This is a genomic window from Novosphingobium sp. FW305-C-30-35 (assembly GCF_058783135.1).
Genome location: NZ_JBYSYJ010000002.1, coordinates 609,323 through 616,072, shown reverse-complemented (window position 1 = coordinate 616,072; position 6,750 = coordinate 609,323). Strand labels below are relative to the sequence as shown.

6 protein-coding genes are annotated in these 6,750 nt (G+C 64.0%); 2 read left to right on the top strand and 4 right to left on the bottom strand.

The window, feature by feature from the left end; translation table 11 throughout:
- Window positions 1-229 precede the first annotated feature (229 nt).
- The 3 genes from AC3WLM_RS19475 to AC3WLM_RS19465 all read right to left on the bottom strand — a co-directional run bounded on the left by AC3WLM_RS19475 (window position 230) and on the right by AC3WLM_RS19465 (window position 3,535).
- Window positions 230-1,333 carry a ParB/RepB/Spo0J family partition protein gene (locus AC3WLM_RS19475; RefSeq protein ID WP_492478505.1) on the bottom strand — a complete coding sequence of 368 codons (1,104 nt, stop codon included), beginning with the start codon at window positions 1,331-1,333 and terminating at the stop codon, window positions 230-232.
- 83 nt (window positions 1,334-1,416) lie between these two features.
- Window positions 1,417-2,619: an AAA family ATPase gene (locus tag AC3WLM_RS19470; RefSeq protein WP_039335745.1), complete on the bottom strand. Its 1,203-nt coding sequence runs from the start codon at window positions 2,617-2,619 to the stop codon at window positions 1,417-1,419.
- 97 nt (window positions 2,620-2,716) lie between these two features.
- Window positions 2,717-3,535, bottom strand: coding sequence for an SDR family oxidoreductase (locus tag AC3WLM_RS19465; protein ID WP_492478504.1), 819 nt, complete (start codon window positions 3,533-3,535; stop codon window positions 2,717-2,719).
- A 141-nt stretch (window positions 3,536-3,676) separates the two neighbouring features.
- Between AC3WLM_RS19465 and AC3WLM_RS19460 the strand changes: the two genes are divergently transcribed.
- Both AC3WLM_RS19460 and AC3WLM_RS19455 read left to right on the top strand, forming a co-directional pair.
- Window positions 3,677-4,438 carry an SDR family NAD(P)-dependent oxidoreductase gene (locus AC3WLM_RS19460; protein ID WP_039335742.1) on the top strand — a complete coding sequence of 254 codons (762 nt, stop codon included), beginning with the start codon at window positions 3,677-3,679 and terminating at the stop codon, window positions 4,436-4,438.
- 10 nt (window positions 4,439-4,448) lie between these two features.
- Entirely contained in the window at window positions 4,449-4,976 is a 528-nt protein-coding gene (locus AC3WLM_RS19455; protein WP_062342568.1) for a VOC family protein, read from the top strand.
- A 248-nt stretch (window positions 4,977-5,224) separates the two neighbouring features.
- Here AC3WLM_RS19455 and AC3WLM_RS19450 read toward each other — a convergent pair whose 3' ends face one another.
- Complete coding sequence (locus AC3WLM_RS19450; RefSeq protein ID WP_062342566.1) at window positions 5,225-6,745, bottom strand: chemotaxis protein CheW; 1,521 nt, start codon at window positions 6,743-6,745, stop codon at window positions 5,225-5,227.
- Window positions 6,746-6,750: the final 5 nt, after the last annotated feature.

The following is a 6,750-nucleotide window of genomic DNA, read 5'->3' as shown; positions in this document are numbered from 1 at the left end:
CCTTCGACAGGCTCAGGATGAACGGAGAAGGGGGGAGGCGGTGTGGATGGGAGCGTTATGTAGATAACAAATCCTGAAATCCGCTCAGCCTGAGCCTGTCGAAGGCCCCACCGGACGAAATGTTTCCCCAGGGAAACACCTGTCCGGATCGAGGGGGAAGGGGCGCACGGGAAAAATGTTTCCCCGGGGAAACATTTTTCTGCCGCTGCGCTTCTCCCCCCGTTTTCCATTAGAGCAGGATGCTCCGGCCCTCGTCCTCAAGCTGCTCCAACGCCTCGCGCGCCAGTTCCAGGAGGGCGTCGAGGTGCATGCCCGAACCGGCGTGGAAGCGCAGGGTCACGCCCTGCCGGTTGATCGAGCGCAGGGTGATGGCCGGCCTGCCGCCACGGCCTTCGAGCACGATCTCGCGCGGAGGGCCATCGGCCCTGACGCTCGCCGCCGCCATCAGACGGGCGACAACATCGTTGGCGGCAATCGCCGGATCGCCAGACTTGCGCCGTTCTTCCTGCAGGCGGGCCAGCACCTTGGCCTCGCGCAGGATCGCCGGAGCCAGCTCCCGGTTGTCGAGCAGCTGGGCGAGGGGGTAGGCGGGCTTCATCTGTACATCGGCGGGACTGGCGAAGGCGGCGACCACGACATCGGGCAGAGAGGCAACCTTGAGCATCTTCGACAGCCAACCTTTTGACAGGTTGAGCCGGTCTGCCATGCGCGTCAGGTGGGCGCCGTAATGATCGTAGAGCGCCTGCGCATAGTTGCGGGCGCGCTCGAGGTCCGACACGTCCTTTCGCGCGCGGTTCTCAAGGTCGGCCAGGCGGAAGGCGGCCTCGTCATCGAGCTGGGCGACTTGCGCCACGAACTGCATGTCGGGGTAGGAGTGGGCGCGCAGCCATGAGATCGACCAGTGCCGCCGCGTACCGGCGATGACTTCGTAGTCGTGGTCCGGGTCACCATCGATGCGGCGCACCACGGCGGGGACCTTCTGGCCACCCTCGGCAATGATCGAATCGATCAGCTCGCGGCAGGATTCGACCGAGAGGTGTTCGTATGAGCGGGCATTGCCCTTCCACACCCGCACCCGCGCCGGATCGAGCAGGAGCTGCGTGACCTGGCGGACTTCGCCGCTCGCCACGCGGGCCAGCGCGCTTTCGCGGCCGAGCAGGGTGGTGCCGCGCAAGCGTTCGTGGCGCGCCGGGGCAGGGGAGGGGCCAGGGGAAGGAGCCGGCGATTCGGCCGCCGTTTCCGGTGCCGTTGCTTTAGAAACTTCCGATTTGGTTTCAAGCACTTCCTCGTCAGCCAGCAGGCTTGCGAGATAGTCCGACTGCTTACGCGCCATAAGTCACCTCGTTGCGAAAGGCGCGGAACATAAAGTGAACGATTGCCTGTAGGAAAGTTGTTTCCCACGCGCTTGGCGGACGATCACGCATGGATCACGTCCTCCTCTCTTGCCGGGGCGACGCGGCCCCAGCCGGCGCGGACGAGCTGTTCGATCTGGCCCATCGCTTCATCGAGGTTGGCGCGGCAGCGCTTGTGGGTGCGCGGCGTGCCGATCGGCTTCTCGAGTTCGTAGACCGTCATCATGCGCAGGGCTGCGTGGCTGATCTCGGCGCTTTCGAGGATGGGCACGGGCAGCAGGGCTGGGCCGAAAGTCTGCTCCATGATGGTGCGGACCATTTCGTGGGAAGGATCGCCGCCATCGAACTTGGAGCAGATCAGGCGGACGAAGCTGTAGTCCACCGCGATCCCGGCCTCGATCAGCTGGGCGATGACCTGGTCCATCATCGAGAGAAACTGCACGGTCGAGCAGAAATCGGGCGTGGTGGCAGCGAGCGGCACCAGCAGCGCGTTGGCCGCCTGCATGACGGCAAGCGATATCGTGCCAAGGGCCGGGGGCGGATCGAGGATCACCACGTCATAATCGCGGGCCATGTCCATCAGCCCGGCCTTCAGCTTGCGGAAGCGCGCGGCGAGGACCGACTGGCCATCGGAACCGGAGGCGGCAAGTTCATACTCCACGTCGAACAGTTCGAGGTTCGAGGGGATCAGGTCGACATTGGGCCAGGGCGTGCGCTTGACCGCATAGAGCAGGTCAGTCTGGGTCGGGTCGATTGAAAGATAAGGATAAAGCGTTTCGTCGCGGGTGATGTTGAAGTGCGGGTTGAAGCCGAACAGCGTCGTCGTCGTCGCCTGGCTGTCGCAGTCCACCACCAGCACGCGATAGCCCTGCACAGCGAAATAATGGGCGAGGTGAGTGGTGACGGTGGACTTGCCGACGCCGCCCTTGAAGTTCTGCACCGCGATGATCGCCGGCACGTCGAGCGGGGCGCGGGCAGGGGAGGCGCCCAGCACTTCGCGCATGTGCATCAGCTCTTCCATCGAATAGCCGAGGCGGCGCCCATTCTCGCCCGAGGGGGGCGGGGGGAGGCGGCCGTCATCCTCGGCCATGCGGATGCGATTCGTCGAGCAGCCAAGCAGCTGCGCCGCCTCGGCAATGCCGACACGGACGTTGAGTCCCTTGCGGCTGTCTGGCAGGAAAGCCTTGCGGCGCAGGCGCTCGATCATCTTCTCGCCGGCTGAGGCAAGATCGCCGATCTGGCTGACTATTGAATTCTGATCAGACATCGCCCGCCTGTTTGAAGCTGTTTGGGCGACTGGTTAACCGATTTCCTTCAAACGTGCAACGGCCAAGCGAAACATCCCAAGAACGGGTCGTGGTCGATCAACCCTCGGCCATGGCCTTGGCCACCGCGGCGTTGATTTCATCGCGCGTGGGGTTGCGGCGCAAGGTCAGGCCACCATTCACCTGCAGGTTTTCCCCGGTCATGAAGCATTCGTCGCTGGCAAGGAAGACCACGGCGGCGGCAACATCTTCGGAAGTGCCCCAGCGGCCAAGCGGATAGGAATTGCGGAACGATTCGAACAGGCCGGGGACCTGCTTGGCCTCGGCGTTCATCGGCGTATCGGTCAGGCCCGGCGAGATCGAGTTGGCGCGGATGCCTTCGTGGCCGAACTCATGCGCGATGCAGCGCACGATGTGATCGGTTCCGGCCTTGGTGCCCATGTAGATCGCGTGATCGTTGAGCATGATCGTGGCGGTGGCCGAGCTGATCGTCATCAGCGAACCGCCGCGCCCGCCAAGCGACTTCGCCATCTTGCGGATCATCGCCTGGAAGAACTGGTGCGGGCCGACCAGCTGCAGCGCGCTCATCGCATCAAGTTCGGCGCGGGTAACCTCGAGGAAGGGCTTGAGCAGGCCCCAGCCGGTGGCGTTGATCGCGATGTCGATGCCGCCGAGCTTTTCGGACGCAGTATCGGCCAGGGCGTTGACGCTGGCTTCGTCGGTGATGTCGCACGGCGCCCATGCGCAGCCGGTCTGCGCGGCGAAGCTTGCCAGCACGGCTTCCTTGCGGCCCGAAACGAGCACATGCGCGCCTTCGTCGATCAGGCGCCGGGCGATGACCTGCCCCATGTTGCCTTCGCTGCTGGCGCCCAGCACCACGGCGGTCTTGCCTTCGAGACGGCACGTACCCTTGGTCATATCCTTGCTCCCAATCGCGTTTCCTGCTGGCTACCACTCGATGGGCCAGCGCATTTCCTGTTCAAAAGGGGAGTGGCTTGCCATTGCCACCCCCTTCAAGAACGCTGCAACGGATTCTGCACGGGATAGAGGAGCGACAACATGGATCTCGGACTCAAGGGCAAGAAGGTGATCCTGACCGGCGGCAGCCGCGGCATCGGGCGGGCGACGGTGGAAATCCTTGCTGCCGAAGGTGCGGACATCGCGTTCTGCTCGCGCAATGCCGAACAGGTTGCCGAAACCGCGGCGAGCCTTGAAAAGCATGGGGGCAAGGTCTTTGGCTCGGCCTTCGACATGGATTCGGGCCCGGACGCCTATCGCGCCTGGTTGACACAGGCGGCAGAAAGCCTTGGCGGCTGCGACATCTTCATCCCGATGATCTCGACCTCGGGTTCGGGCCAGACCGGTGACTGGCAGAAGGGCCTGGACCACGACATCATGGGTTCGGTGATCGGCGTGGAAGTGCTGGAGCCTTACCTTGAAAAGTCGGATGACGGTTCGGTCGTGATCCTGTCGTCGACGGCGGGGCTTGAAACCTTCATCGTGCCGCAGGGCTACAATGCGCTGAAGGGCGCGCTGATCGTCTATGCCGGGCAGCTCAGCCAGGCGCTGGGGCCGAAGGGCATTCGCGTCAACGCGGTTTCGCCCGGGCCGATCAAGTTCCCCGGCGGCAACTGGGACGTGATCGAAGGCGCTGCGCCCGATCTGTACAAGTCGGTCGAAGCCGGATTTGCGCTGGGCCGCTTTGGCGGGCCGGACGACGTGGCCAAGGCCGTGGTGTTCCTCGCCAGCCCGGCATCGTCCTATACCACCGGCACCAACCTGGTGATCGACGGCGGCTTTACCAAGCGCGTCCAGTTCTGAGGACCAGACCATGAGCATCGGGGCCAAGGGGATCCAGCATATCGGGGTCTCGGTCCCCGATCTCGACAAGGCACGCGCGTTCTACCTCGACCTGCTGGGCGCGGTTGAGGTGGGGCCGCCGCTGGAATGGCGGGACAATCCGTTCATCGACGAGGTGATCGGGCTGAAGGGCAGTGCGGCGCGGCAGTTCATGTGCCGGTTGGGCAATGCCCATATCGAGGTGTTCGAATATTCCGCGCCCGCGCCCGAGCGGCAGGACCCGGACCGCGGCGTGAACCACCACGGCTATACCCACTTCGCCGTGCAGGTTGACGATATCCAGGCCTGCTACCAGCGCCTGCTCGACGCCGGCATCCGCGTTCATGCGCCGCCTTCGATGGCGGGCATCACGGTGGACGATGACGGCCGCCGCCACGGCTATGCCGCAACCTATTGCCGCGATTTCTTCGGCAACGTGTTCGAGATCATGGAGATCTACGACGACCCGCAGATCCGTCCCGTGTGGCGCGAGGGCGACGGCGTGATCGCGCCGGACTGATCCCTTCGCGGTGAAGCGCGGGCAGCGTTTGCTGTGCGTATCGCAGCTGAAAGCCTGGCGCTTTGCACGCGCAGCGTCCTGCGTCGGGTCAAACGAAGGAAGCGTTACAAAGGTGGCCTTCCGGCTGGGTCTGTCTCCGCGTCGTGGTCCGCCGAATGTCGTCCTTCAGGGTGGAGATGGCGCGGGTCGCCGGGGACGCAGAACTACCCGGGCAAGTGAGGTTGCCGATAGGCGGCCTTTTCGTTCGCTCAGTTGCGAGCCGCTTCCTGCTGGACGTTCAACAGCCGCTCCGCTGCGCCGGCAAGGTCGAGCACCGTGCAGGCGTGACCATCGCTCAACCGGATGGTCGGCCCGGGCAGGCCAGGCAAATGTGCAGTCCGGTCCTTCGCCCCAACTTCCTGCAGCGCCTTGCGATCGACCGAATGCAGTTCGTCGACGCGAAATCCGGCGCGGCGCAGGCCATCAGGATGGTCGGTTCGCGTGACGATGATATATCGCCCATCGCGGGTGGCGGCTTCGCCCAGCACGTAAGACAGGTCGAGTAGCGGGACGCAGTGCCCACGTGATGCGAATAGGCCCAGCATGCCGCAATCGCCCGATGGCATGGGCAGGGTGGCGGCTTGGGCGAGCAGGATCTCCTCGACCGAGCCAAGCGGGGTCGAGAAGCGCTGATCACCAACTGAGAAAACAAGAAACGGCTTTTCGGTCGGGCGCGTTGTCAACTCGTCGGCTTGCCCGATACGTACTGCAGTTGTTGCGGTCTCCTGCACATTGCGGATCACGCCAAGATTGCGGAGGCCTTCGTGCGCGGCAAGCTTCTGCGCGTTGATCAGGAGTGCGCTGCCGTCAGCCGTTTCGAGTATCCCCAGAGACAGGACCGCGCCGGCTACGGCGTCCTGCAGAAGTGGCGAGAAACATCGGGCAGCGAACCGGCCGATGTCGTCCACGGTGTCGATCAGGAGCGCCACAAGACCGAAGGGCTCTGTCCAGCCTGGCGGGACAGGGTTCGGCAATTGCGTGCGCACGACAATGCCGGCACCGCTTCGCCGGCCTTTTGGCAGCGATCCATGACCGAGCAAATGCAGGGTGTCGACCACCGGGATTTCCGCGCCCTTGTATTCGCGCTGCGCGATCCAGAGCTCTGTTTCCTTCGGCGTCGGCAAAAGATCGGCAGAAGGAAGGCTGGCATCGACGCAGCTGGCTGGCAGGGCAAGCCGCAGGCCTGCAACCGTAAACACGAGGATGGGCTCGTCGATCTGACGGGAATCGTCCTTGCTGGCGGCCCGATCGGTGGCCGTGACCATTCCTGGCAATCCGATGATCGCTGCGGGATCAAGTACAACGCCATTGTGGGCGGCAACGCGGAATGTACTGAAAAACAGCCGCACACCTTCATCCGTGGCAGCCTGGCTGAGCGGACTTATCTCGCGGGTGGTGAGCGGCATGACGCCGATGATGCCATCAGCCAGAACCGCAAAGATGTGCTGCTCCTGGCGCAGGATCACGACAATCGAGCGCTCGTCAAACTGCTGTCCACCACCGTCAACTGACGGGTTCAGTGCTTGGGCAAGGTCAATCACGGGAATGACTTCGCCGCGCAGCTCGAGAGCGCCAGCTATGTCAGGCCGCGATGCGGGGAACGGTTCCAGTCTGGACGGGCAGGGTACGACTTCCCGGATTGCCGCCACGGGCAGTGCTGCGCAAAGCCCGGCAATGCGGATCAGGCCAAACAAGGTATCGTGTACGCCCGGCTGCAGCACCGCAGTCATCGTCT